This is a genomic window from Vibrio sp. SCSIO 43133 (assembly GCF_023716845.1).
Classification (GTDB): domain Bacteria; phylum Pseudomonadota; class Gammaproteobacteria; order Enterobacterales; family Vibrionaceae; genus Vibrio; species Vibrio mediterranei.
Genome location: NZ_CP068025.1, coordinates 668,407 through 690,632, shown reverse-complemented (window position 1 = coordinate 690,632; position 22,226 = coordinate 668,407). Strand labels below are relative to the sequence as shown.

The 22,226-nt window shown below is 42.6% G+C and carries 24 protein-coding genes and 1 tRNA gene; 14 read left to right on the top strand and 11 right to left on the bottom strand.

Annotated features, from left to right (window positions below; genetic code table 11):
• Positions 1–14: 14 nt before the first annotated feature.
• The 4 genes from JKJ11_RS19965 to JKJ11_RS19950 form a co-directional block, all read right to left on the bottom strand.
• On the bottom strand, positions 15–554 hold the full coding sequence (locus tag JKJ11_RS19965; RefSeq protein WP_252039859.1) for a hypothetical protein: 540 nt from the start codon (positions 552–554) through the stop codon (positions 15–17).
• Entirely contained in the window at positions 551–1,087 is a 537-nt protein-coding gene (locus tag JKJ11_RS19960) for a YaeQ family protein (RefSeq protein WP_006069559.1), read from the bottom strand. Before JKJ11_RS19960 ends, JKJ11_RS19965 begins: the two co-directional genes overlap by 4 nt.
• Positions 1,088–1,231: 144 nt before the next feature.
• Entirely contained in the window at positions 1,232–1,441 is a 210-nt protein-coding gene (locus JKJ11_RS19955; RefSeq protein WP_006069560.1) for a cold-shock protein, read from the bottom strand.
• Between the two features lie 436 nt (positions 1,442–1,877).
• Positions 1,878–3,041, bottom strand: a complete 1,164-nt coding sequence (locus tag JKJ11_RS19950) for a threonine/serine exporter family protein (RefSeq protein ID WP_240205483.1) — start codon at positions 3,039–3,041, stop codon at positions 1,878–1,880.
• 251 nt (positions 3,042–3,292) lie between these two features.
• Between JKJ11_RS19950 and hpaC the strand changes: the two genes are divergently transcribed.
• Positions 3,293–3,799, top strand: a complete 507-nt coding sequence (gene hpaC / locus JKJ11_RS19945) for a 4-hydroxyphenylacetate 3-monooxygenase, reductase component (RefSeq protein WP_006069562.1) — start codon at positions 3,293–3,295, stop codon at positions 3,797–3,799.
• Between the two features lie 50 nt (positions 3,800–3,849).
• Here the strand turns inward: hpaC and hpaR are convergent, their stop codons facing one another.
• From hpaR to JKJ11_RS19925, 4 genes are all read right to left on the bottom strand, one after another.
• Complete coding sequence (hpaR, locus tag JKJ11_RS19940) at positions 3,850–4,287, bottom strand: homoprotocatechuate degradation operon regulator HpaR (protein ID WP_006069563.1); 438 nt, start codon at positions 4,285–4,287, stop codon at positions 3,850–3,852.
• Positions 4,288–4,432: 145 nt separating this feature from the next.
• A complete protein-coding gene (locus tag JKJ11_RS19935; protein ID WP_124942190.1) occupies positions 4,433–5,731 on the bottom strand; it encodes a TRAP transporter large permease in 1,299 nt (432 codons plus the stop codon).
• Positions 5,732–6,259, bottom strand: coding sequence for a TRAP transporter small permease (locus JKJ11_RS19930; RefSeq protein ID WP_006069565.1), 528 nt, complete (start codon positions 6,257–6,259; stop codon positions 5,732–5,734). It abuts the gene before it with no gap.
• Positions 6,260–6,264: 5 nt separating this feature from the next.
• On the bottom strand, positions 6,265–7,290 hold the full coding sequence (locus tag JKJ11_RS19925; protein ID WP_252039857.1) for a TRAP transporter substrate-binding protein: 1,026 nt from the start codon (positions 7,288–7,290) through the stop codon (positions 6,265–6,267).
• A 500-nt stretch (positions 7,291–7,790) separates the two neighbouring features.
• Here JKJ11_RS19925 and hpaH point away from each other — a divergent pair, with 500 nt between their 5' ends.
• The 9 genes from hpaH to JKJ11_RS19880 all read left to right on the top strand — a co-directional run bounded on the left by hpaH (position 7,791) and on the right by JKJ11_RS19880 (position 16,257).
• Positions 7,791–8,594, top strand: a complete 804-nt coding sequence (gene hpaH / locus JKJ11_RS19920) for a 2-oxo-hept-4-ene-1,7-dioate hydratase (RefSeq protein ID WP_006069567.1) — start codon at positions 7,791–7,793, stop codon at positions 8,592–8,594.
• An 11-nt stretch (positions 8,595–8,605) separates the two neighbouring features.
• Positions 8,606–9,406: a 4-hydroxy-2-oxoheptanedioate aldolase gene (hpaI, locus tag JKJ11_RS19915; protein ID WP_198559009.1), complete on the top strand. Its 801-nt coding sequence runs from the start codon at positions 8,606–8,608 to the stop codon at positions 9,404–9,406.
• Positions 9,407–9,415: 9 nt separating this feature from the next.
• On the top strand, positions 9,416–10,066 hold the full coding sequence (locus tag JKJ11_RS19910; RefSeq protein ID WP_252039856.1) for a fumarylacetoacetate hydrolase family protein: 651 nt from the start codon (positions 9,416–9,418) through the stop codon (positions 10,064–10,066).
• A complete protein-coding gene (locus tag JKJ11_RS19905) occupies positions 10,067–10,834 on the top strand; it encodes a fumarylacetoacetate hydrolase family protein (protein ID WP_252039855.1) in 768 nt (255 codons plus the stop codon).
• Between the two features lie 26 nt (positions 10,835–10,860).
• A complete protein-coding gene (gene hpaE, locus JKJ11_RS19900; protein ID WP_171390964.1) occupies positions 10,861–12,384 on the top strand; it encodes a 5-carboxymethyl-2-hydroxymuconate semialdehyde dehydrogenase in 1,524 nt (507 codons plus the stop codon).
• 91 nt (positions 12,385–12,475) lie between these two features.
• A complete protein-coding gene (locus tag JKJ11_RS19895; protein ID WP_031494961.1) occupies positions 12,476–12,871 on the top strand; it encodes a 5-carboxymethyl-2-hydroxymuconate Delta-isomerase in 396 nt (131 codons plus the stop codon).
• Between the two features lie 19 nt (positions 12,872–12,890).
• On the top strand, positions 12,891–13,859 hold the full coding sequence (locus tag JKJ11_RS19890) for an AEC family transporter (protein WP_252039854.1): 969 nt from the start codon (positions 12,891–12,893) through the stop codon (positions 13,857–13,859).
• Between the two features lie 77 nt (positions 13,860–13,936).
• Positions 13,937–14,794, top strand: a complete 858-nt coding sequence (gene hpaD / locus JKJ11_RS19885; RefSeq protein WP_006069574.1) for a 3,4-dihydroxyphenylacetate 2,3-dioxygenase — start codon at positions 13,937–13,939, stop codon at positions 14,792–14,794.
• 8 nt (positions 14,795–14,802) lie between these two features.
• Positions 14,803–16,257 carry an NAD-dependent succinate-semialdehyde dehydrogenase gene (locus JKJ11_RS19880; protein ID WP_006069575.1) on the top strand — a complete coding sequence of 485 codons (1,455 nt, stop codon included), beginning with the start codon at positions 14,803–14,805 and terminating at the stop codon, positions 16,255–16,257.
• A 70-nt stretch (positions 16,258–16,327) separates the two neighbouring features.
• Here the strand turns inward: JKJ11_RS19880 and hpaA are convergent, their stop codons facing one another.
• Entirely contained in the window at positions 16,328–17,203 is an 876-nt protein-coding gene (hpaA, locus tag JKJ11_RS19875; protein ID WP_006069576.1) for a 4-hydroxyphenylacetate catabolism regulatory protein HpaA, read from the bottom strand.
• 167 nt (positions 17,204–17,370) lie between these two features.
• On the opposite strand from hpaA, the gene JKJ11_RS19870 reads away from it, so the two are divergent.
• Positions 17,371–18,543: a p-hydroxyphenylacetate 3-hydroxylase oxygenase component gene (locus tag JKJ11_RS19870; RefSeq protein ID WP_206379155.1), complete on the top strand. Its 1,173-nt coding sequence runs from the start codon at positions 17,371–17,373 to the stop codon at positions 18,541–18,543.
• 202 nt (positions 18,544–18,745) lie between these two features.
• A tRNA-Gly gene (locus JKJ11_RS19865) sits at positions 18,746–18,820 on the top strand.
• A gap of 214 nt (positions 18,821–19,034) precedes the next feature.
• Here JKJ11_RS19865 and JKJ11_RS19860 read toward each other — a convergent pair.
• Positions 19,035–19,466: a hypothetical protein gene (locus JKJ11_RS19860; protein ID WP_062461199.1), complete on the bottom strand. Its 432-nt coding sequence runs from the start codon at positions 19,464–19,466 to the stop codon at positions 19,035–19,037.
• A 609-nt stretch (positions 19,467–20,075) separates the two neighbouring features.
• On the opposite strand from JKJ11_RS19860, the gene JKJ11_RS19855 reads away from it, so the two are divergent.
• Both JKJ11_RS19855 and JKJ11_RS19850 read left to right on the top strand, forming a co-directional pair.
• Positions 20,076–20,543, top strand: coding sequence for an ATPase P (locus JKJ11_RS19855; protein ID WP_252039853.1), 468 nt, complete (start codon positions 20,076–20,078; stop codon positions 20,541–20,543).
• A gap of 104 nt (positions 20,544–20,647) precedes the next feature.
• Positions 20,648–20,869, top strand: coding sequence for a hypothetical protein (locus JKJ11_RS19850; protein WP_252039852.1), 222 nt, complete (start codon positions 20,648–20,650; stop codon positions 20,867–20,869).
• Positions 20,870–20,912: 43 nt separating this feature from the next.
• Here the strand turns inward: JKJ11_RS19850 and JKJ11_RS19845 are convergent, their stop codons facing one another.
• Positions 20,913–22,100, bottom strand: coding sequence for a multidrug effflux MFS transporter (locus tag JKJ11_RS19845; protein ID WP_252039851.1), 1,188 nt, complete (start codon positions 22,098–22,100; stop codon positions 20,913–20,915).
• Between the last annotated feature and the right edge of the window lie 126 nt (positions 22,101–22,226).

Genomic DNA, 22,226 nt, shown 5'->3' with positions numbered 1-22,226 from the left:
GCTGATTCAGCTCGCTAGTTGAACCATTTCTCAAACCACCGTTTCCATCCAGAAGACGGTGGTTTGTTTGCTTCAAATTCTCGAAAACCAAGATAATAGCTTTGGTTAAAGTCGGTACGTAGAGCATCAGCGCTTTGATCGAGCAATTCACTGATTGCGTTACTGGTTTGTGTTGCGTGGTCATTGGCCAAACTATAATCCATACCAAGATAGCCTTGAATATATAGCCATATATGCGTGACGAGTTGCAACTCTTCCAGCACCGGTAGCCGAAAAGCCTTCGCATGTTTCTCTTCAAGCTGTTGATCGAATATGGATTTCATTTCAGAGATTTGCTCTATATGAGATTCAACTGAGGAAAGAGCTTCAACGTTTAACTTAGTGAAAAGGCCAAGAAGCAGGTGAGTTGGGCTAGATTCTGGCTTGTTCTCTTGAGCTGTTGCATACAGCAAGTTTTCTCGTTCACACAAATTATCCAGTGCTTCAGACTGAACATTGACAAGTTGAATTTGATTAACCTTAATACTGTTGAGCGCTTCCCTCAATTCGATCATTTGTCTTGCAACTCCTCAATCGTCACTTCTGCTGATCCAGTCTCTGCGTCAACAAATAATGAGGTTCCGGTAATCATGACTGAGAGATCCATTGTGCGAGTGACTAGCGAAGAGAGGGCTTCAATCGAGTCATTATTGAAACGATAAACACTGGCATCGAGGTAACCGAATTTACCTTGGTTTTGCTGCCACCATACGTCGCTTTTAGTGTTGAAGCTGTATACTTTGGTCTTTTTAGCCAAACGTGTCGCTTTTTTGACACGCTCAACGTCAGGCTCACCGATATCAATCCACAGTAAGGTTTGATCGTCGAGAGATTTTTCCCAGATATCAGGCTCTTCAATCGTCGATAGTCCCTTTGTGAACTGCAGATCAGGAGAGGCATTGAGACAAAAAGCCATGAGCCTTGCCATCATACGTTGATGGTTTTCAGAAGGGTGCAGTGCTACGGTCAGATTAAAAGAGTCATAATAATCTCGATTCATATCCGTTAACGCTACGCGAAACTTATATATGGTTGGTTTTAGTGCCATGGGAGTGTCTAATTCGTAGAATAGTGATGTCTATAGTACGCTTATGGGCGCAAAAGGGTATAAACAATAGAGAGAATGTGCTTCAAGTGACATAAAAATAGCCAGCTTAGCTGGCTATTTATCAAAGGTATTGCTTACTGGCAGTTATACCAAAGTAATCTCTTCAGCTTGAGGACCTTTTTGGCCTTGTGTCACTTTGAATGCCACTTTTTGACCTTCAGCTAGAGTACGGAAACCGTCCGCTTTGATGTTGCTGAAGTGAGCGAACACGTCAGGACCATTTTCTTGTTGAATGAAGCCAAAGCCTTTAGTTTCGTTGAACCACTTAACTGTACCAGTAACTGTGTTAGACATATCTATATCCTAAATTTTACTATCTTTTGTTTCTTGTTTGCCAAATCCGGCAGCTATAGCGTGGAAAAGTAAATTGCTATTGCGTACAACGCGTCGGGGGAATTCCGAGAATTCAACGAATGCCTTTTGTAAACAATGGAACTATTTTTCTAGCCAGTCATGAATATAAGGTAGTTCTTACTTAAGTCAAAGATAGTTACTTGGAAAGTTGCTGAATATTTGAAGTTCAGCTCGTTTTTAAGTGTCAATTACATGACATTTCAAACAAACGAGCTTATTTTTATGATCTAAGTCAATACAAGGGCTTTTGGTATAACTCTTTGATATAAAACATTATTTCGATTAGTGAATTAATAGTTTTGTAAAGATTTTGCAAACAATTCTATTATTATGAATCCCATTAGAGTTCTATAAAATAATCTTCTTATTAAGTATTTTATCGCTCAATCTTTGGTGAGTAGATCGAATATGCGGTTATTTGTCCGGCTACGATAGCAGAGAACATAAATAATGCGGATAAACCGATGTTTGGTATCGGAAGAATCGATTGTTCAAACACTGATTGACTTGCACTAACGAGAACGCGGCTACCAGGAACAAGAATAATAATGCCTTGAACAATATAAATTGAGCCTGTTAGATCCAAGCGTTTCGCTACCCATGTACCGTATAACGTTATCAATACAGTGGTGACCCAAGTACCGACGATCCAGCCGCTATCAAAGCCTAAATAAAATGGCCCCCACATACCTAATACAGCAACGGGAAGACCCAACAAAATATCCTTAGGTCTAGCGTTGAAAATCACACCGATTGAGGTAGAGATAAGCAGTAATCCAAAGCAATGAAGCCAGAGTGGCACCTCATTGGTATAAGAGAGTGATTCTGTTTGCCCCCATAAAGCTTCACCAATATTCAAGCCCATTATCACACCAATGAACAGTTTGATGAGGGTAAGGGCACTCTGTCCTAATAGTGCAGTACCTGAAACGAGATCATTGAACGCCAAACACTCCAAAGAGTTAGCAATGGATAGGCCGGGCACAAATAGTACCACCGATGCAATACATAGCGCCCAAATAGGAATGGCCGCACCTGTACTTGCAATGAAGGCAACCAAAACGCCTGTCAATAACGCAGATACAAACTCAACAGCAATGGAGTTGCGACCTTTATAAATAAGTTGGCATATCCAAACCATCAAACCCAATAAGATGGAGAAGCCAATCGCTTCAAGCGTGCTTCCTACCAACATAAGATAGGCTGGTGGAATCCCCATATTGGCTAGGGCAACCACCCATTTAGGGTAACCAACGGGCTCAGGAAGCGGTTCGTTACTTGGTTGGTTGATACGGATAATGGTATTCGCGAGCAAACTGAGGTTAATGGATGCTGGCTTTAAACGCTTCATTACTACCGTATTGTTTTTGTCCGGAAACTGATAGTTGATAGCGGTAGGTGTTGCTTGAACCATTACATCAAGTCCGTGCTTTTGAGCATAGTATTGCGCGTACTTTTCCACTTTATATGGAGCACAACCACTTCGATGAAGTGTGTCGCCAATTTCTACGATTTTTGTGATGGTTTGTGGAGAAGGCATAGTTCCGTCTAATCAATTAAAAGCACTCGATTTAATGGCGTAAAGGTAACAGAGCTTAATAGAATTATCGAGAGTGAATATTCGAAATATTGTCAATTCTATGCAGTTTTATAATCACTGGACTGCGAAAAGTGCAAGCGATTGCGTGAACCGTCTATGTTCGGTACGAGCAAGGTGCTCCACAATGATGATACATAACAAGGAGTGCTAATAAATGCACCAATTTAAAGTCATCAAATAAGGAAGATACCATGTCTCTACAACAAGAATTTCGTAATGCTATGTCTAAATTGGCTGCGGCGGTCAACATTGTCACTACCGGCGGAGAGGCTGGAACCGTTGGCATTACCGCGACAGCAGTTTGCTCGGTGACTGACTCACCGGCAACTGTATTGGTCTGCGTCAATCGCTCGAGTGCGTCAAATGAGATCTTCAAAGCAAATGGTCGTATGTGTGTGAATACATGTGCGAGTGAACACCAAGAAATGTCCATGCACTTCGCTGGGATGACTGGATTGGAAATGGAAGAGCGTTTTGCTTTAGAAGGGTGGAACCTAAATCAATATCAAGTTCCAGTGTTAAAAGGAGCATTAACGACACTGGAAGGGCGTATTAGTGATATGAAAGAAATGGGTACGCATACAGTGCTGTTCTTAGAGGTTGAAGCAATTACGACTCAGGATAAGGACGCACTCATGTACTTCGACCGCCAATTTAAACATCTGCAAGCTGACGTCAAAGTAGCGGAAGTGGCCTAATTGCCATAGTTAGAGTTCTAAACGTGAAAACACCCGCCTAAGCGGGTGTTTTAGTGCTTGCTATCAATAAGTTCGTTGAGCAAATTGGAAAGTTGTGAGTACTTCTCTTCACCCATCCGTTGTTTAAGTGATACATATTGCTCTTCGATGCGAGGTCGAAGCGTCTCAACCAGCGCAACGGCTTTATTGGTCAAATGGATGTATGATTTACGACCGTCATGTTCGCATTTTTTCTTTTCAACGTAACCAAGCTTCTCTAGCCTATTAATGATGCCAGTCAGACTTGGGCTTAGAATACAAGATTCGCGGGAGAGTGTAGTAAAGTCAATTTCCCCTTTCGTATCCAATACACGCATGACACGCCATTGCTGTTCTGTTATGTCATTGCTGGCTAAAACTGGGCGAAAGTATTCCATTGCGATGTCTCTGGCCCGAATAAGTTGTAGTGGGAGAGAATCTTCGTATTTAGTCACTAAGTTAACCTTCATAATTTCCTTACTCGTAATAAACCATATATCAGAAACGAGGCGAAGTCATCCTATTGATATATGGTGAGTTATTTGTCAGCTAATACATGTAGATACATTGCTCTAAACGAAAAAGAGCTTTCCTCTACGGAAAGCTCTTTCTTAGTTAATACAACATGTTAGGTAAAAACAGAACAATTGCCGGAACCAAAACAATAACTGCTAAGCGAACCATGTCGGCTACCCAAAACGGAAACACCCCTTTAAAGATGGTTCCGGTATTTATGTCCTTAATAATCCCAGACAGCACAAAAACATTTAGCCCGACTGGTGGTGTGATTAAGCTGATCTCTGTTACGACAACGACCACAATGCCAAACCAGATAGGGTCAAAACCAAGTTCTACCACTACAGGGAAGAAGATTGGTACGGTGAGTAGCATCATTGACATACTTTCAAATACGCAACCCAAGATAATGTATATCAATAGAATCAGCCCCAACGCCATCATCGGTGTAACGTTGGCTGCTTGAATCATTTCAACCAATGCGGTAGGTAAACCGGCTCGGTTGATGAAATTGGATAGAATCAGCGCACAGATGACCACTGCGAACAAAGAGGCAGAAGTTTTTGCTGTGTCGACAAGAATATCTCGCATGACCTGATAATTCAGTTTACGACGATACGCAGCAAGGGCAAACGCTCCAGTAGCACCTATTCCAGCAGCTTCAGTTGGCGTGAACGCACCGACGTATATGCCTCCCATGACTAGTACAAAAAGAAGTAGTGTCGATAGAATCCCTTTTAAGGCAACAAATCGTCCTTTCCAGTTAACGCGTTCTCCGGGAGGCGCGCTGTCTGGCGATCGAAAGACTACCCATTGAACGGCTGCGAGATAAAGACCAATACCAAGTAGGCCTGGTAGGAAGCCTGCGGCAAATAACTCTCGTATACTGCTCTCGGTTAATAGACCGTAGATAACGAGCATGACGCTTGGAGGAATCAAAATTCCAAGTGTTCCGCCAGCAGCAATCGAGGCCGCGGCCAAACCGTCTGAATATCCATATTTTCTCATTGGCGGCATGGCGACTTTAGACATGGTGGCAGACGTCGCTAAGCTTGAGCCGCAAATCGCTGAAAACCCACCACAAGCCAAAATGGTCGACATGGATAAGCCACCTTTTTTGTGGCCGACAAACGCATTGCACGCTCGGTATAGTTCATTGGATAGCCCTGCTTTGGTGACAAAGTTACCCATCAAGATAAATAGTGGTATGACGGAAAGACTGTAATCTTGTCCGGTGTCGATAATGCGTCTTGCTGCCATCGACATTGCCGCGTTCCAGTTGTAATCGTTGATGTACCAAAAGCCAATAAAGCCAACAACTCCCATTGCAAAAGCAAGTGGCAAGCGAAGAAATACCATGATGATAAGGGCTGTAAAGCCAATAATGGACTCTATCATTTAAGCCTCCTTGCTCGTTGTGTTTATCGTATTTTTTGCTGGTTTACTATTAAATAGACCCTTGGCATAAAGCAATGCGTTAAGGCCTGTTAATGCTCCGCCTACAAAGCCAGTAATCGATATCAAATACGTGACGTATCCCAGTGGCATCTCGAGTATTTCTGTTACTTCTTCGTAATCCAACGAGCGACCGGCTAACTTCCAGTTCATCATGGCTACAAGTATTAAAGAACATGAGCAAATGAGGTTGATGACCACCTGTCTTAGGCCTATCCATTTTTCAGGAAAGTAGTTATCCAAAAGGTCGACACAAATATTCTCTTCATTCCAAGAGACAAGAGGAAACGCCATAAAAACCATAACTGCGAGCAATACTTCAATAAGCTCAGTCGAACCCATCACAGGAGCGTTAAAGAAATATCGACCAGTCACATCAACAAACGTAATCAACATCATGAGCAGTAAGCTGATGGCAGCGAGAGCTTCAAGCCCTCGCTGTATGGTCTTAGCAATACTAAAACCATTCATAATTACTACAATCCTTGTTCAAGTTGTTGATAGAAGTAGTCGTAAGCCGCGTGACCATCAACTTTGCGTTTCTCCGCAACCTTGTACCAGTTGGAAACTAATGGCTCACTCGATTTCTTGAGTTCAGCGATCATTTCTGGGGAGGCTGGAGTGAAAGTATGGCCGCCTTCCAAAGCAGTGGTATAAGCGGAATTGTCCACGTCATCCCACATTTTGCCAAATAAGCGCGATAGCTTCTCACCCGATACATTCTTAATTGCTTCTTGGTCCTCTTTAGATAGGTCATGCAACGTGTCGAGATTCATGACGATTGCAAAACTACCGCGGTACAGACCACCAGGAATCACTAAAGTGTTATCTGCGACTTCTGCTAGTCGGAACGAGCTCAATGCTTCTACAGGTTGATAAGCACCCTCGACGACACCTTGCGAGATCGACTCGTAGACTTTGGTGGTGGGAATAAAGACAGGTGTTACCTTCATATCTTTAGCAACGGATGAAATAACACCACCGCCGACACGAATCTTTTTGCCTTGGAGAGACTCTAGTGATTTGACTGGATTTTTGGTGATGAGTTGTCCAGGTCCATGTACGCTTAGCGCCATTACTTCAACGCCACGATGTTCACGACCTTTTTTCAGATACTTCTCGTATGTACGCCAATAAGCCTGAGACATTAACTCTGAGCTAGTACCTTCAGAAAAAGTTGGAATTTCAGGAAGTTGAGTTAACTGAAAACGACCTGCTTTATGTCCATGGAAGATCCAAGTTACATCACCGATACCATCAGTAACTACATCTATCTGTGTTTGAGGTGGTGCAAGATCATACTCGATTTTAATACCAACCCGACCATCTGTAGCTTCTTCGATCCATTGACCCCAAGTTGGCCAAACCACTTTGTTGATACCATGGTTTGGGGAGCCCCAAGTGCTTATTTTAATTATTTTTTCTGGTTCTGCGTGTACAGAGAAAGAACTTAATAAAAGTAGAGCAGTACTAGTAATGTTGGCGACTTTGTTTACTCGCATAACGTATTTCCTTTCGTTTCACGGTTTATTTATTGCTCTGTTCCTGCTTGAGCATTGCCCACTTAGTGAGTCGTTGTTTGAATACTTAATATATTAACTACTTTTATCAGAATGCGAATCTGTTGTGTTAATTAAATGTAGGCAAAATGCTTAATATGTTAACTAGATCAATGAATCAAAAATTAATCACAGGTTTATAAAAAGAACTAAGTGATAAAAACCTCATTTCACTTCTTCTGTTGGCACAATAGTGTGATGTTAATCAATTTTACAATGTAAATGGATTACAGTCTCATGGTCTATAAAACGAAGATATATCAAATAATATATAAATATCAGTGTTTTATGTGGTGCGTTTGGGTTTCTGGACTTTATTTAATATATTAACTAAAGTACTTAACATGTTAATTAAATCGGCGAGTGTGTCGCTCGGTTTGCAAAGGCCAGTTGATAATTAAAAGGTCGAAATAGAAGTCAGTACTGAAACGAAAGGAAGTCGAATGTTAACAGAAGAGCAAATTCAAGTAGCTGCGGAACGCCTTTATAAAGCAGAGAAAAATAGAGAGCAAATTACCGCTCTTACGCTTGATTACCCAGAAATGTCGATGGAAGACGCATACAAAATTCAAAGTCGATGGGTGGATAGGAAGAAAAGAGAGGGTGCAAAAGTCAAAGGTTACAAAATTGGCCTTACGTCTCGAGCGATGCAAATGGCAGTCAGCATTGATCAACCGGATTATGGCGTACTGCTCGACGACATGTTTTTTTCAGACGGCTCACAGATACCTGTTGGCGATTTTCTCGATCCTCGTATTGAGGTTGAGCTTGCCTTCGTACTAAAAGAAAAACTCGAAGGTGACAATGTCACTATTTTTGATGTGCTTAATGCTACCGACTATGTGGTTCCAGCATTGGAGCTGATAGCTGCTCGCTGTCACCGAACTGATCCCGAAACTGGTTATACGCGAAAAGTTTACGACACAATCGCGGATAACGCGGCTAACGGAGGAATCATTATCGGTGGAAGACCAATTAAACCTACAGAATTAGACCTTCGTTGGGCAGGCGCCATGCTTTACCTCAACGGACAAATTGAAGAAACCGGGTTGGCAGCTGGCGTATTAGGGCATCCTGCGAATGGTATATGTTGGGTATGCAAACGCTTTGCACCGCATGGTGTTTCATTAGAGCCTGGACAGGTCATTTTAGCGGGTTCTTTCACTCGTCCCGTAGCAGTGAAAGAGGGAGATACGATTCACGCGGACTTTGGTCCATTAGGCGGAATCTCGGTCAAATTTGTTTAAGGATAATTGAGATGCTTGAAAACAAATTTAAACAATCTTTAAAAGGCCATGATCCATTGTGGGGGTTATGGTTGGGGTTACCTGACACGAGTTGTGCAGAGATCTGTGGAAGCGCTGGGTTCGATTGGGTACTCATTGATGGTGAGCATGCTTCGTTTGATCTAACGGGTATTAAGCATCACCTACAAGCTCTGGCGGCTCACAGTGCTTCACCAATTGTCAGAGCTGAAGACAGTAATCCAACACTAATCAAAAGGTTGCTCGATATTGGCGCACAAACGGTTTTAGTACCGATGGTTAATGATGCAAACGAAGCCGAGCAAGTGGTTAAGTCAGCACTTTATCCGCCACTTGGTCACCGTGGTATTGGCAGTGCTCTAGCAAGAGCGTCCCAGTGGAATAGAGTTCCTCAATATCTACATCGAGCGAATGAGCAGATCTGTATTTTGGTGCAAGTCGAAACCAAGCAAGCTATTGACAATATTGAAGCAATTGCAGCGGTGGAAGGTATTGACGGCATATTTATCGGACCTTCGGACTTGTCGGGCTCAATGGGGCATATCGGTAACCCGTCTCACCCAGAAGTTGTTGCAGCAATTGACCACGCGATAGAGGTCATTCAACACGCCGGTAAAGCAACGGGGATACTGTCATTAAACCCTCAGCAAGCACGCGAATATGCAGCGAGAGGCGTTAAGTTCATAGGTGCTGGTGTTGATACGTTGTTGCTCCGACTTGGTGCGGAACAACTTGCTTACAAGCTTAACCATGTAGATGACATTGAAACGCCAGTCATTGATAACGTTTATTAAGCAGGAAATATGATGAAAACAAAACTACAAGGAAAAGTGGTGTGTGTGGCTCTCAATGACCAACAGCAATTGGATCAGATGACGATTGAGTTTGAACAAGCACCCTACAAGGCTCTACCCACTGAACCAGTATTGTACTTCAAACCCCACAATACTTGGAATAATGACAATAGTCCCATTGATTGGCCGCAACAAGATAAAGCGTTGGTTGTTGGAGCGAGTCTTGCGGTTATTATCGGGCAGCAATGCTGTCGAGTCGCCGTGCAAAATGCCGAAGAGTATATTGGCGGCTTCGCGTTGCTGCATGACTTTTCCCTCCCAGAGAAAAGCTACTACCGCCCAGATATTAAAGGAAAATGTTTAGACAATTCCGCAACCTTGTCTGCGCCAGTATCAGCTTCTGACATACCGAACCTTAGAGAGCTTGAGCTGACGACGTCTGTGAATGGCTCTGTTAAACGTTACTTTCCAATAAGTCGTCAACACCGCTCGATTGAGGCACTTATCAGCAAAATTTCCCACATCATGACCTTAGAAAAAGGAGACGTAATTGCTGTTGGATTTGCTGGTGAGCGCGTGGAGTTGCAACCTTATGACCAAGTGAGTTCAAGCTTAGGTGATGTACTTCGCCTTGAAAACATTGTTACAGGAGGTGAGTAAATGAGACGGGCAAGAATAGATTATCAAGGGCAAATGCTAAACGTAACGGTGAATGATGATTTATCTGTAACGAAGCAATCTGGCGAAAAAATAGCAAAGGATACGTTTAAGTGGCTGGTACCAATAGAGAATCCAGGAACCATTTTTGCGCTGGGTCTTAATTATGCCGATCACGCTTCAGAGCTTGCTTTTGAACCACCCAAAGAGCCACTGGTTTTCCTTAAAGGTCAAAATACATTAACAGCACACGGTCAACCTTCTTACCGCCCTGATGATATCGAGTTTATGCATTATGAATGTGAGCTTGTTGCTGTGATTGGCAAGGAAGCACGAAACGTGAAGCGTCAAGATGCTTTGCAATACGTCTCGGGTTTGACGGTATGTAACGACTACGCCATCCGTGACTATTTAGAGAATTACTACCGTCCAAATCTACGAGTAAAAAGCCGAGACTCTCTTTGTCCGATTGGACCTTGGATAGTGGATATTGATGATATTGGAGATATCAACAACCTGACGTTGGAAACTCGTGTTAATGGTGAAGTCACTCAACAAGGTACGACGGCGGATATGATTTTCGACATTCCATTTCTTATTGAATATCTAAGCCAATTTATGACTCTTAAACCCGGAGATCTAATTGCGACGGGCACACCTAAAGGTCTGAAAGACATTCAACCAGGTGATGTAGTGACGTGCGAAATCGCAGAGGTGGGTACGCTTGAAAACCCAGTGTTATCTGAGCAGGCATTCTACGAACAACGATAAATTCAAAAGGATAAAGGAATTACATCATGGCTCAACAACTCGACTTAAATTTGACTAAAGCAGAACAATATCTCACTAAATACAGGGAACGCACTTTAGGTCACTATATTGGCGGCGAATGGACACTTGGAAGCGAAGGGGAAACATTTGAGAATCTCTCGCCAACGAATAACGAACCCTTGGGGTTGGTAGTTAAAGGCTCTGAAGAAGATGTAAATCAAGCGTGTTTAGCAGCACAGAAAGCGTTTACTGAGTGGGCCGATTTACCTGGTGCTCAACGTAAGAAGATACTTCATTGTTTAGCGGATAAAATAGAAGAGCGTGCTGAAGAAATTGCGCTTGTTGAATCTATGGATTGTGGGCAGCCATTACGATTTATGAAACAAGCTGCGATTCGTGGTGCTGCCAATTTCCGTTTCTTTGCTGACAAATCACCGGAAGCTAAAAACGGTTTATCACTTCACCAAGATGACCATACAAACTATACCGTTAGGACACCAATTGGGCCAGTGGGCGTGATTACGCCTTGGAATACTCCGTTTATGCTTTCTACTTGGAAGATTGCACCAGCGTTAGCCGCGGGCTGTACTGTTGTGCATAAGCCAGCCGAGTTTAGTCCTTTGACGGCAGCCATTCTTGCAGAGTGTGCCGAAGAAGCGGGGTTGCCGGCCGGAGTGTGGAACATGGTGAATGGTTTCGGTGAAGTTGCTGGCAAAGCGCTGACCGAGCACAAAGCCATAAAAGCAGTCGCGTTTGTTGGTGAGACAGTCACTGGTTCCATGATCCAAGCGCAAGGCGCGCCGACATTAAAACGTGTTCACTTTGAACTTGGCGGTAAAAACCCAGTGATCGTGTTTAATGATGCGGACTTTGAACGTGCACTGGATGCAGTGGTTTTCATGATATACAGCCTCAATGGGCAGCGCTGCACAAGTTCCAGTCGATTGCTAATTCAAAAAGGAATCAAACCTAAATTTATCGAAGCGCTAAAGGCACGTGTGGAAAATATTCAGGTAGGACATCCGTTAGACCCAGAAACAGAAGTAGGGCCGCTAGTTCATCAGTCGCATTACAACAAAGTGCTTAGCTATATGGATGCTGCAAAAGAGGATGGAGCGACAGTAGCAGTTGGTGGTCGAGCTATCAAGGAGTTAGGTAACGGTAACTACCTTACGCCAACGTTGTTTACTGAAGCCGATAATACTATGCGTATTGCTAAAGAAGAGATTTTCGGTCCAGTGCTTACTTGCATCGAATTTGAATCCGAGGAACAAGCGATTGAGATAGCGAACGATACGGATTACGGGTTGTCGGGATACATTTGGACATCCAATACGGGTCGAGCCATGCGATTGGCGAGTAAGGTGGAAGCGGGCATGATTTGGGTGAATTCAGAAAACAACCGCAATCTACCATCGCCTTTTGGAGGGGTAAAAATGTCTGGGATTGGGCGAGACGGGGGAGATTGGAGCTTTGACTTCTACATGGAAACTAAAAATATCTGTATTGCTCATGATACACACAACGTTCCGACGTTAGGAAAACGCTAGGTCATTTGACCATTCAGTATTCGTTAAAAGTAATGGCAATTGCGCAGGCTCGTTTCAGCGATTGTAGCGAGCCTATTTTAAGGAGATGAAAATGCCGCATTTCATAATGGAGTTCTCACCAAACATAGAGAAGGATGTAGACATACCGGAATTAATGAAAGTTATCCATCGAGAAGCCATTGCTACGGGTGTTTTTCCTAAGGGTGGAATTCGAACCCGTGCGGTTAAAAGTGATTACTATCTTATCGCGGATGAGGATCCAGAAAATAGGTTTGTCCACCTAACGGCGAAAGTCGGTACGGGCAGAGACCTAGATGTTAGAAGAAAAGCTGCTGAACAAATTTTCGAGGTATTCTCAGCGTATTTAAAGCCAGTATTCGAACAGCGATACTTAAGTATTGGCTTTGAGATGATAGAACTGCATCCAGAGCTAAATTTTAAGAAAAATAATATTCATCAGAAGCTTACTAGTCAGTCTCAGACTTGAAAGTGGAAGGAGAAGACTCGTGATAGCTATCGAACATCTCCAATATGTAGTGATGACTATTCTCCCGGTATTTCTTGTTATTGGCCTGGGTTACCTTGCTTCTAAGAATAGAATCATACCGGAAAATGGTCATAAAGCGTTGGCAGCGTTTGTTTTCAACTTCGGATTGCCAGCCGCTATTTTCAGTGCATTAAGTACTAAGCCTCTGGAAGAGGTATGGAATGTGGCTTATGTAATGGTGTACACCGTTGGTTCGCTTTTAGCCTTTACGTTTGTTGCTGTTCTTTGTGTTTTTGCGCTAAAAAAAACGGTCACAGAAAGTATTATTTTGGGGTTGGGAAGCAGCTTTTCCAACAGCTTGTTGATCGGTTTTCCCGTTATTTACTTCCTGTTCGGTACCTCTGCATTAGTACCATTTTCTCTGACCTTAGTTGTTGAGAATTTAATTATGTTGCCGCTTTTGTTAGCTCTTGCAGATATGTCTAACTCGAACAAATCTACTCGTTTTCTTAAGAAGCTATCAGATACAGGGAGAAGCCTTTTAAAGAATCCGATCGTATTGTCTATTTTGCTCGGGATGTTGGTCTCTGGACTGAACATCAATACACCAGAAATGGCTGAACGGATGGTCGAGATGCTCGCCAATACTGTTACCGGTGTTGCGCTGTTTACGATTGGCGGCGGCTTGGTTGGTGTGCGAGTCAATGGCATGAAAAAGGAGATAGGGACAGTAGTATTTGGAAAACTAGTCATTCATCCTCTGCTTCTGCTGGTGATGATTGTCCTTTGGTTCGATCTCGATCCTACGATGAGTGCAGTCGCTGTCATTTTGGCGAGTATGCCAATGTTTGGTGTCTATGCCGTAATTGGGCAGAGATACAACATGGGAGGGTTGTGTTCGGCGGTTCTACTACCTACCACCATTATAGCGATGGCAACGGTCAGTGTAGTGACGACCAGTGTCATTACGATCTTCAGTTTGTATTAGTTTTATATTCAATAACCTATCAACCAATAATGGAGCTTCTTGCCACAGAGCGAAGCCTTATTCAAAAGGAACCGAAAATGGGAAAATTATGTGTTGCCGCCAAAATTACTCACGTGCCTACCATGATCATGTCAGAGCAACCAGGCAGATTACATGGTTGTCGTAAATCAGCGATAGATGGGCATAAACAAATTGCTCAGATGGCTAAAGATCTTGATGTGGATACAGTGGTGGTTCTGGATACACACTGGCTGGTGAATGCTGGATATCATATTAACTCGCGAGATAGATTCTCGGGAAACTATACCAGTAACGAGTTCCCTCATTTTATCCAAAACCTAGAATACCAATATTACGGTAATACTGATTTAGGCGATAAAATCGCAGAGTGCGCGACTGAAAAAGGCGTGTTTACTTTGTCTCATCAAGTTGAATCATTAGACCTAGAGTACGGCACGCTAGTGCCAATGCGTTATATGAATGAAGACTGTCAGTTTAAAGTGGTCTCAATTGCTGCGTGGTGCACGGTGCATGATATTGAGTCTTCACGCAAACTCGGAGAAGCCATCCGTGAAGCGATAGAAGAAAGTAGCAGTCGAGTGATGTTACTAGCCTCTGGCTCGCTATCACACAGAATATGGAATAATGAGGAGTATGAAGCCAACAACGGCACGTTCACTATCTCAAAGGAGTTTAACCGCCAAGTAGACTTGCGCGTACTGGAACTCTGGGCCCAGCGTGATTACGGCACTTTCCTCGAGATGCTTCCTGATTATGCAAACCTTTGTTCAGGTGAAGGGGGAATGCATGACACTGCTATGCTATTTGGCGCTCTGGGATGGGATAAGTATGAAGGTAGAAGTGAAGTAATAACAGAATACTTCCCTAGCTCTGGCACAGGGCAAGTTAACGTAGTATTTGAAGTGACTGACTAGGAGAGCACATGAAACTCAATAATCCTAAATTATTGATTCAGCAACGCTGTTTTATTGGCGGTGAATGGTTTAGTTCACCTAACGGCACTTATGATGTGGTTTATAACCCATCGAATCAACAAGAGATTGGTTCAGTGCCTCGACTGGGCAAAGCGGAAGCAGAGTTAAGTGTTGAGGTTGCACAATCTGCATTCCAATTGTGGAAGGACACCACTGCCGAGCATAAGTCCGTGGTATTGAGAAAATGGTATGATTTGATTGTTGAAAATACCGAAGATCTTGCCACAATTTTAACCTCAGAACAGGGCAAACCACATGCAGAAGCGAAAGGTGAGATTACCTACGCTGCAAGCTTTGTATTGTGGTATAGCGAAGAAGCGAAACGCGCTTATGGAGAAATGATCCCTAGTCATAAGACTGATGGAAAAATCGTTGTGACTAAGGAGCCTATTGGTGTGGTCGCAGCAATCACGCCTTGGAACTTTCCTGCAGCGATGATCACCAGAAAATGTGCACCTGCATTTGCAGCGGGCTGTTCAGTAGTGTTAAAACCAGCGCCTGATACGCCTTTTACTGCATTTGCTCTCGCTGAATTAGCACAACAGGCGGGTATTCCTAATGGACTGCTAAACGTGATTACCGGTGACGCAGTTGAAATCGGCAGCGTTGTTACTGCACACAAATGGGTGCGCAAAGTATCGTTCACTGGGTCAACTAACGTAGGTAAGATCCTAATGAATCAATCGGCCTCATCTATTAAAAAAATGGCGCTAGAGCTTGGAGGTAATGCTCCGTTCATTGTATTTGATGATGCTGATATAGATGCCGCTGTTGAAGGGGCGATGATTGCAAAGTTCAGAAATGCTGGACAAACCTGTGTATGCGCAAACCGTATTTTTGTTCAGGAGGCGGTTTATGATGAATTTGCTTCTAAGTTAACCAAGAAAGTCCAAGCGTTAAAAGTAGGCGACGGTTTTGAGCAAGGCGTGACCATAGGGCCTCTGATTAATGCTCAAGCAGTGGCAAAAGTACAATCGCACGTGGATGATGCCATTGTAAAAGGTGCTCAGATTCGGTGCGGTGGATTTGATGAGCGCTATCGTCAGTTTGTGACTCCTTTCGTATTGACAGGTGTCACCGATGATATGTTAGTAGCACATGAAGAAACCTTCGGGCCGTTGGCGCCATTATTTAAGTTCCAGTCAGTCGAAGAAGTGATTGCCAGAGCAAATAACACAGACTCAGGATTGGCTGCTTATTTCTATACTCAGTCGTTGGCGAAGGCGTGGACAGTTGGTGATGCGTTGGAAGTGGGTATGATTGGTATCAATGAAGGTCTCATTTCTACTGCTGCTGCACCATTTGGAGGAGTTAAAGAGTCGGGGCTAGGGCGTGAAGGTTCCCGACATGGAATGGAAGAATTTATGGAGATGAAATACATGTTTATGGGTGGTTTAAAGTAATAAAAAGCGAGTGTCCACATTCACCATTCTTAACAGAATATTCAATACATCCTCATAGAGGAAGAGGCAGCTATTGCTGCTCTCTTTCTCTGAACTCTGTTGCCGTCTCACCAGCGTTTTTCTTAAAAAAACGAGCAAAGTAAGCGGGGTCTTGGTATCCCAATTCATATGCGACTTCTTGTACTGACATGGCCGTCAATAGTAATAGTCTTCTAGCCTCTTGCATTACTCTATCAGAGGCTAAACGTTTTGACGCTAAGCCACTAATACGTTTACAGATATCGTTTAACCGTGCTGTTGTTAATCCGAGTTTTTCTGCATACTGAGGAAGCGTCCAATGAGACTTGTAGTGTTGTTCAATAAGTTGGCTAAATTGATTAAAAATATGAACATCGCTACTACGATAAGTAGTATTGGTTGGTTGAGCATTTGCTAAGCGAATAACATCGATCAGTATAAGTTGTAAGATCGACTGGCAGGCGATGTCATTCATAAAATCTGATCCGCTTTGTTCCGCTATCAAATGCTCAAAAAGTGTCACTAAACGATGCCCACTTTCGAGCTCTGTGCAAAAAGGTTGCATGGCGGTAGAAGCAACATCATTTCTTCCAATTTCAATGTCTAATAACCTCCAAACAAGGGTTTGACTGGCTGTAATAACAAAGCCACTGGCGTGATCTTCTGTGACAAAAGAGTGAGGAACGGTCGGGGGAGTAAAGAACAGTGTGACACCGTTCCGCGAGTAGTGAGATTCATCGAGTAAAACGTGCGTGTTCCCTTCCAAAATACAGTGAATTTGATAGTAACGATCGTGATAATGAGTTGGCATGTTACGACCAAAGAACAAGGCTAGACTATCCAATTTTTCAACGTGAAAGTCATTATCCTGATAACGAGAGTCGTACACTTTACCAATATTCAGGTTAGGGATAGTGAGAGATTCCATACGCTTTATCTTCTCAATTTGAGTTAATAGTTAATATATTAGGTAACTCTGCGAAAAGTACAAGCAAACAAAGGTAACATCCATTTAACAACTTCGATTTTGTGAACATACTAGTCAGTAATTGCCCACCTGATAACGATTATAGGGCTAACCTTCAAAAGGAATCGATGATGAAAACACCTAATCCGTTACTCGAAAAACTACACGTTATTTTGCCAACTATCGCTAATAACGCGATGCAAGCAGAACAAGACCGAACGCCACCCGAAGAAAACATCCGATTGCTAAGAGAGATTGGGTTCTTTAGGGCGTTTCAACCTAAGGCTTACGGTGGCCTTGAAATCTCTTTGCCAGAATTTACTGATTGTGTCGCTGCACTTGCTGGTGCATGTGGAGGTACAGCTTGGGGCGCAAGCTTGTTGGCGACTCACAGTCATCAAATGGCTATGTTTTCCAAAGAAGCGCAGGAAGAGTTCTGGGGAAGTGACCCTGAAGCCACAGCGAGCAGCAGCATCGCTCCGTTTGGTAAGATTGATGAAACAGAAGGCGGCGTCATCTTCAACGGTGATATGCGTTGGAGTAGTGGATGTGATCATGCAGATTGGGCAATTTTAGGATTCAATCGTTTCGATGAAGATGGCAATAAATCTTATTGTTTTGGTATCGTTCCTCGCCATCAGTACAAGATTGTCGATGACTGGTATGCTGCTGGTATGAAATCAAGTGGTACGAAAACCCTAGAGCTTAGAGATGTTTTCATTCCGGAACACAGAATTGAAACCGCAAAAGGTATGATGGAAGGGGAGTCCGCTGGCTTTGACTTATACCCAGAGAGCGACATTTTCTACACACCTTATCGCCCTTACTTTGCATGTGGCTTTGCAGCTATTGGCTTGGGTATTGCTGAACGTATGTTGGATGTTTACAAAGAGAAGCAGAAGAACCGTGTACGAGCTTACACCGGCGCTAATGTTGGCGTAGCAACTCCTGCGTTGATGCGTCTTGCGGAATCAACACATCAGGTTGCCGCTGCTAGAGCCCTATTAGAGAAAACTTGGCAGGACCACAAGGAACATGGTGAGCGTAAGGAATACCCTTCAGCAGAGACCTTAAGCTACTGGCGCACAAATCAAGCGTATGCCGTTAAGATTTGCATTGAAAGTGTTGACCGTCTTTTCGAAGCCTCTGGCGGTATGGCATGGTTTAGCGACAACGAAGCCCAGCGTTTATTCCGCGACTCTCATATGACAGGTGCACATGCCTATACCGATTACGATGTTTGTGCTCAGATCCTAGGACGAGCATTAATGGGGTTAGAACCAGATCCAACAATGGTATAGTCCGACGTAGTCGATAAAGGGCTACTTGGTGTAGCCCTTTATCACATTTGTGCACCATATCACGGATTTTTGAAGGTAGGTGATTTGAAGCGGGTAAGAATTGTTCGTTAAGAATAAAAAATGTGCAAACAAACACTTAAGTCCTAATTAGTGCTTTTCTTTTGCCTCAGATATGGCATATTAACTCTCGTTCCACGATGATGCGTGCATCGTATAATGGCTATTACCTCAGCCTTCCAAGCTGATGATGCGGGTTCGATTCCCGCTGCACGCTCCAATTTCTCCCCCATGTTATTTACTCTTCACATAACACCTGAAACAACTAAGTGTTCTAGAATTACGTTCCTAAGCTTTCGCTCGCCATAAATGAACTACACCATTTAGATCAAAAATTGTCTGCTTGGACATCTAGGGTATTCAAAAATCGTGTCTGCTTATGTTGCAGTGATGATAGTACCGCCCGACTTGCAAACAGGCGGCACATAAGAATATCAATAGAACGTTACCTTCGCGTTATATTCTACTTGGTCATCATCGCCCACAACATTCTTGTAGTAGTCAACAGTAAAGTAAATAGGTTTGTCCTTTTTGACTTTTTCAGCAATCTTCTTGTCTAAATTCTCAACAGACTGGAAGTCATATACATGGAAAGTGTAACCAGGTTTTAGGTTCATCTCTTTAGCTTGTTTGCTCGTAATGTAAGTTTCTCGATAGATGGGAGATAAGTAAGAATCAAACTGCTGTCTAACCTCATCGCCATCCGATACTTCATATCCAAAATCATTAACAACCAACGTGCCACTTTGTAATGATTCCATGGACGCATCCATGTTCTCTTTATCTGAGCTTTGTGTTGCAGTACAAGCGATGGTTAGTATAGAAAAAGATACGAGCATCATGAGCCTGAAAATAGATTTATACATATTTAACCTCATACTTCCTTTTAGTGTCAATTTAGTCATTAGCCAGAATGTTACTGACAGCTATATTATAGGTAAGATTATGAGTAGTTCCATTGGTTGATTTTATCTATGGCAGTTATTTTACGAGTTGAAGGGTGACAAGGCGTTTTTTATAAAATGATATGGGGCAGTGCTAAGTTAAAAATGCATTAAATAAAAATGCTATCGTATTTTTTATCTCTAGAATCCGTACTCTAATAAATACTCAAGTGACTAAATAATTGGCTAACTCTAAATCCACTCATCACAATAGTAATCTATTCTAACGTTAATTAGGTGTCCTTTGTATGTGTAAAATTACTATCGTATTGATAATAAGGCTTTTTTGATTTAGTAATGCTAAAATCTCTTTGAAGTATAATTCAGTAGTCGTTGTGATATCTTCGCATTAAGATTAAATCACGATATTTCAGCTAAGCATGAGATTACTTGGATTTACAATTAGCACGAGTTAATCGTATTGTGATTAATTTGGTTTTGTTTGTTGAGATTTATAATTAACCTGTATTTTATTGAGGGTTTCTTTTCGATAATTGTTTAAATGAAAAGAAACTTCTTCGAGGAATAGATATGAGTATTGAAATACCTATACCAAATTGGGCTAAAACGATTAAAACGGTATATTTTGGATTTGATGGTACGTTAGCTGAGGATGGAAAGCTCATTGGGGGTGTCGAAAATAAGCTAAGAGAGCTTGCTTCATTAGTAGATATTTACGTGCTAACTGCGGATACATTTGGCACCGCCAAAGACGTTTTGTCATCTCTACCCGTTAATGTAGTCACTTTAGACCACTGTAATACTCAAAGACAGAAAAGCGAGTCTATATCTACACCATCCTCAAGCTCTGTTGCTATTGGTAGAGGTCTAAACGATGTACTTATGCTTGAAAAAGTGACGTTAGGCATTGTCGTTCAGACAGCGGAAGGCGTTCACCCAAAAGCACTTATGCGAGCAGATCTAATCTCTAACAGCATTCACGAAGCCATCGATTTACTTTTGAATCCGAAAAGATTGGTATCTGGTTGTCGTATATAAGTTCATTAGCAACATATTCAACATAACTAATATGCGGAGCAATCCAGTGGAAAGTTAACTGCTTACCAGTTGAATACGAATTAATAACCACGTGAGAACGAGAAATGAAAAGAAAATTAGTACTAATGATATTAGTTGCACCACTAACTCTATTTGGTTGTGCAAACAACATACACCAAGCCCCTAAACCGGTGAAAACTGAGGTTCAGCATTATTGTGAGGCGAATGGTGGTAGCTTTATAACCGCTTCTAATGAGTGCAAACTCGAAGATGGCAATATTATGGATGCGACGGTTTATTTTCAAGATCATCAACCGGACTATTAATCATAATACTTGCTGATGTTATGTCTTTAGTGATTCCTTGGGTTTAGGGAGATGAAGATGATTGCTCTGCATTAAATCCGTTGCGGATATTTGTGAATGTAATTGCTGCGAAGAGCGTTATCACCATTGATAAATGCCAAGGTTCACTCAAACCTATCCGAACCAATCCCATACTAACCAGGGATGATACAATCATCTGCCCACCTCCAGATAAAGCGGCGGCGACACCTGCTTGTTTTTTGTATGGAAGAAGGACCATTGCTTGAGAGCAAGGGAGTGCGATGCCGTTTCCTAAAATCATCAAAAACTGACCTAACATTAAATGGATAGGTTCGAGGGGAGATAGAAATAACCAAAGTGCTGCAATTAAGTGTATGAGAGGCGTACAAAAGAGCATGTTTCTTGTACCGATGATAGGACGTATTCGATTACATAGTGTCGTACCTAAAATCATACCGAAAGCCGGGATAAGCGCCCATAATGCGTACTCATCAGAATTCATACCAATTTGATTCTGCATGATAAAAGGCATAACGGATACGGTAGTGATCATTAAACTGAAGTTCAGCCATCCGATACTGGCGAAGCTCATAAAGTAGGTCGAACGCATCAGTTCCCAGTATTGGCACAGCATTTTTCGTGGAGATGGTATTGAAGATTTTTGAGCTACTGTTTCTTTGAATTGGAAAGCAATGACTATCCATGCCAATGCAACATAACTAAACAAGGAAACGAAAACCATGCTCCAACCGAAATGGAAGTTGATGAAACCGCCGAGGACTGGCGCAATGACAGGGGTTATGGAAGCGGCCATTGCGATGTAGGACATAGCAATTGGAAGATCAGCACCGTTAAACTGGTCTCTGGTTGATGCTCTAGCGAGTACGGCACAGCATCCCGTCCCTAAGCCTTGTAAAAATCGGCCTAATACCATCCCTTCAAACGTACTCTGAAAGACAATTATTGTTATTAGCCCCATTAAGGCGATGATGAGTCCCGATAACAGGACTTTTTTTCGTCCCACAGCATCTGAAATGGGACCATACAAGAATTGAGATGGTCCGAAACCCAATAAATAGATACCGACCAGAAGCTGTGCTTGGTCCAAAGAAATATCAAAATCCGCAGCAATCCAAGGCAGTGATGGGAATACTAAGCCCATACTCAACTGACCAACGCTAATAATTAGGCAGGCGAGTAGTATTACTTTGTAGCGAATTCCATTTGTCATTGGTGTTCCATCAAGAGACTCTAAGACTAGATAGAGGAGTTGGGAGTTGAATTTGTATTACATAATACTCTGTTTATTTCGATTATGCGCTAGGTTTGAATGTAAATCTTAGTAAAAAACCAACGG

Coding starts and splice junctions, on each gene's coding strand:
- JKJ11_RS19965 (WP_252039859.1), bottom strand. CDS start 554: ATGATCGAATTGAGGGAAGCGCTCAACAGTATTAAGGTTAATCAAATT.
- JKJ11_RS19960 (WP_006069559.1), bottom strand. CDS start 1,087: ATGGCACTAAAACCAACCATATATAAGTTTCGCGTAGCGTTAACGGAT.
- JKJ11_RS19955 (WP_006069560.1), bottom strand. CDS start 1,441: ATGTCTAACACAGTTACTGGTACAGTTAAGTGGTTCAACGAAACTAAA.
- JKJ11_RS19950 (WP_240205483.1), bottom strand. CDS start 3,041: ATGCCTTCTCCACAAACCATCACAAAAATCGTAGAAATTGGCGACACA.
- hpaC (WP_006069562.1), top strand. CDS start 3,293: ATGTCTCTACAACAAGAATTTCGTAATGCTATGTCTAAATTGGCTGCG.
- hpaR (WP_006069563.1), bottom strand. CDS start 4,287: ATGAAGGTTAACTTAGTGACTAAATACGAAGATTCTCTCCCACTACAA.
- JKJ11_RS19935 (WP_124942190.1), bottom strand. CDS start 5,731: ATGATAGAGTCCATTATTGGCTTTACAGCCCTTATCATCATGGTATTT.
- JKJ11_RS19930 (WP_006069565.1), bottom strand. CDS start 6,259: ATGAATGGTTTTAGTATTGCTAAGACCATACAGCGAGGGCTTGAAGCT.
- JKJ11_RS19925 (WP_252039857.1), bottom strand. CDS start 7,290: ATGCGAGTAAACAAAGTCGCCAACATTACTAGTACTGCTCTACTTTTA.
- hpaH (WP_006069567.1), top strand. CDS start 7,791: ATGTTAACAGAAGAGCAAATTCAAGTAGCTGCGGAACGCCTTTATAAA.
- hpaI (WP_198559009.1), top strand. CDS start 8,606: ATGCTTGAAAACAAATTTAAACAATCTTTAAAAGGCCATGATCCATTG.
- JKJ11_RS19910 (WP_252039856.1), top strand. CDS start 9,416: ATGATGAAAACAAAACTACAAGGAAAAGTGGTGTGTGTGGCTCTCAAT.
- JKJ11_RS19905 (WP_252039855.1), top strand. CDS start 10,067: ATGAGACGGGCAAGAATAGATTATCAAGGGCAAATGCTAAACGTAACG.
- hpaE (WP_171390964.1), top strand. CDS start 10,861: ATGGCTCAACAACTCGACTTAAATTTGACTAAAGCAGAACAATATCTC.
- JKJ11_RS19895 (WP_031494961.1), top strand. CDS start 12,476: ATGCCGCATTTCATAATGGAGTTCTCACCAAACATAGAGAAGGATGTA.
- hpaD (WP_006069574.1), top strand. CDS start 13,937: ATGGGAAAATTATGTGTTGCCGCCAAAATTACTCACGTGCCTACCATG.
- JKJ11_RS19880 (WP_006069575.1), top strand. CDS start 14,803: ATGAAACTCAATAATCCTAAATTATTGATTCAGCAACGCTGTTTTATT.
- hpaA (WP_006069576.1), bottom strand. CDS start 17,203: ATGGAATCTCTCACTATCCCTAACCTGAATATTGGTAAAGTGTACGAC.
- JKJ11_RS19870 (WP_206379155.1), top strand. CDS start 17,371: ATGATGAAAACACCTAATCCGTTACTCGAAAAACTACACGTTATTTTG.
- JKJ11_RS19860 (WP_062461199.1), bottom strand. CDS start 19,466: ATGTATAAATCTATTTTCAGGCTCATGATGCTCGTATCTTTTTCTATA.
- JKJ11_RS19855 (WP_252039853.1), top strand. CDS start 20,076: ATGAGTATTGAAATACCTATACCAAATTGGGCTAAAACGATTAAAACG.
- JKJ11_RS19850 (WP_252039852.1), top strand. CDS start 20,648: ATGAAAAGAAAATTAGTACTAATGATATTAGTTGCACCACTAACTCTA.
- JKJ11_RS19845 (WP_252039851.1), bottom strand. CDS start 22,100: ATGACAAATGGAATTCGCTACAAAGTAATACTACTCGCCTGCCTAATT.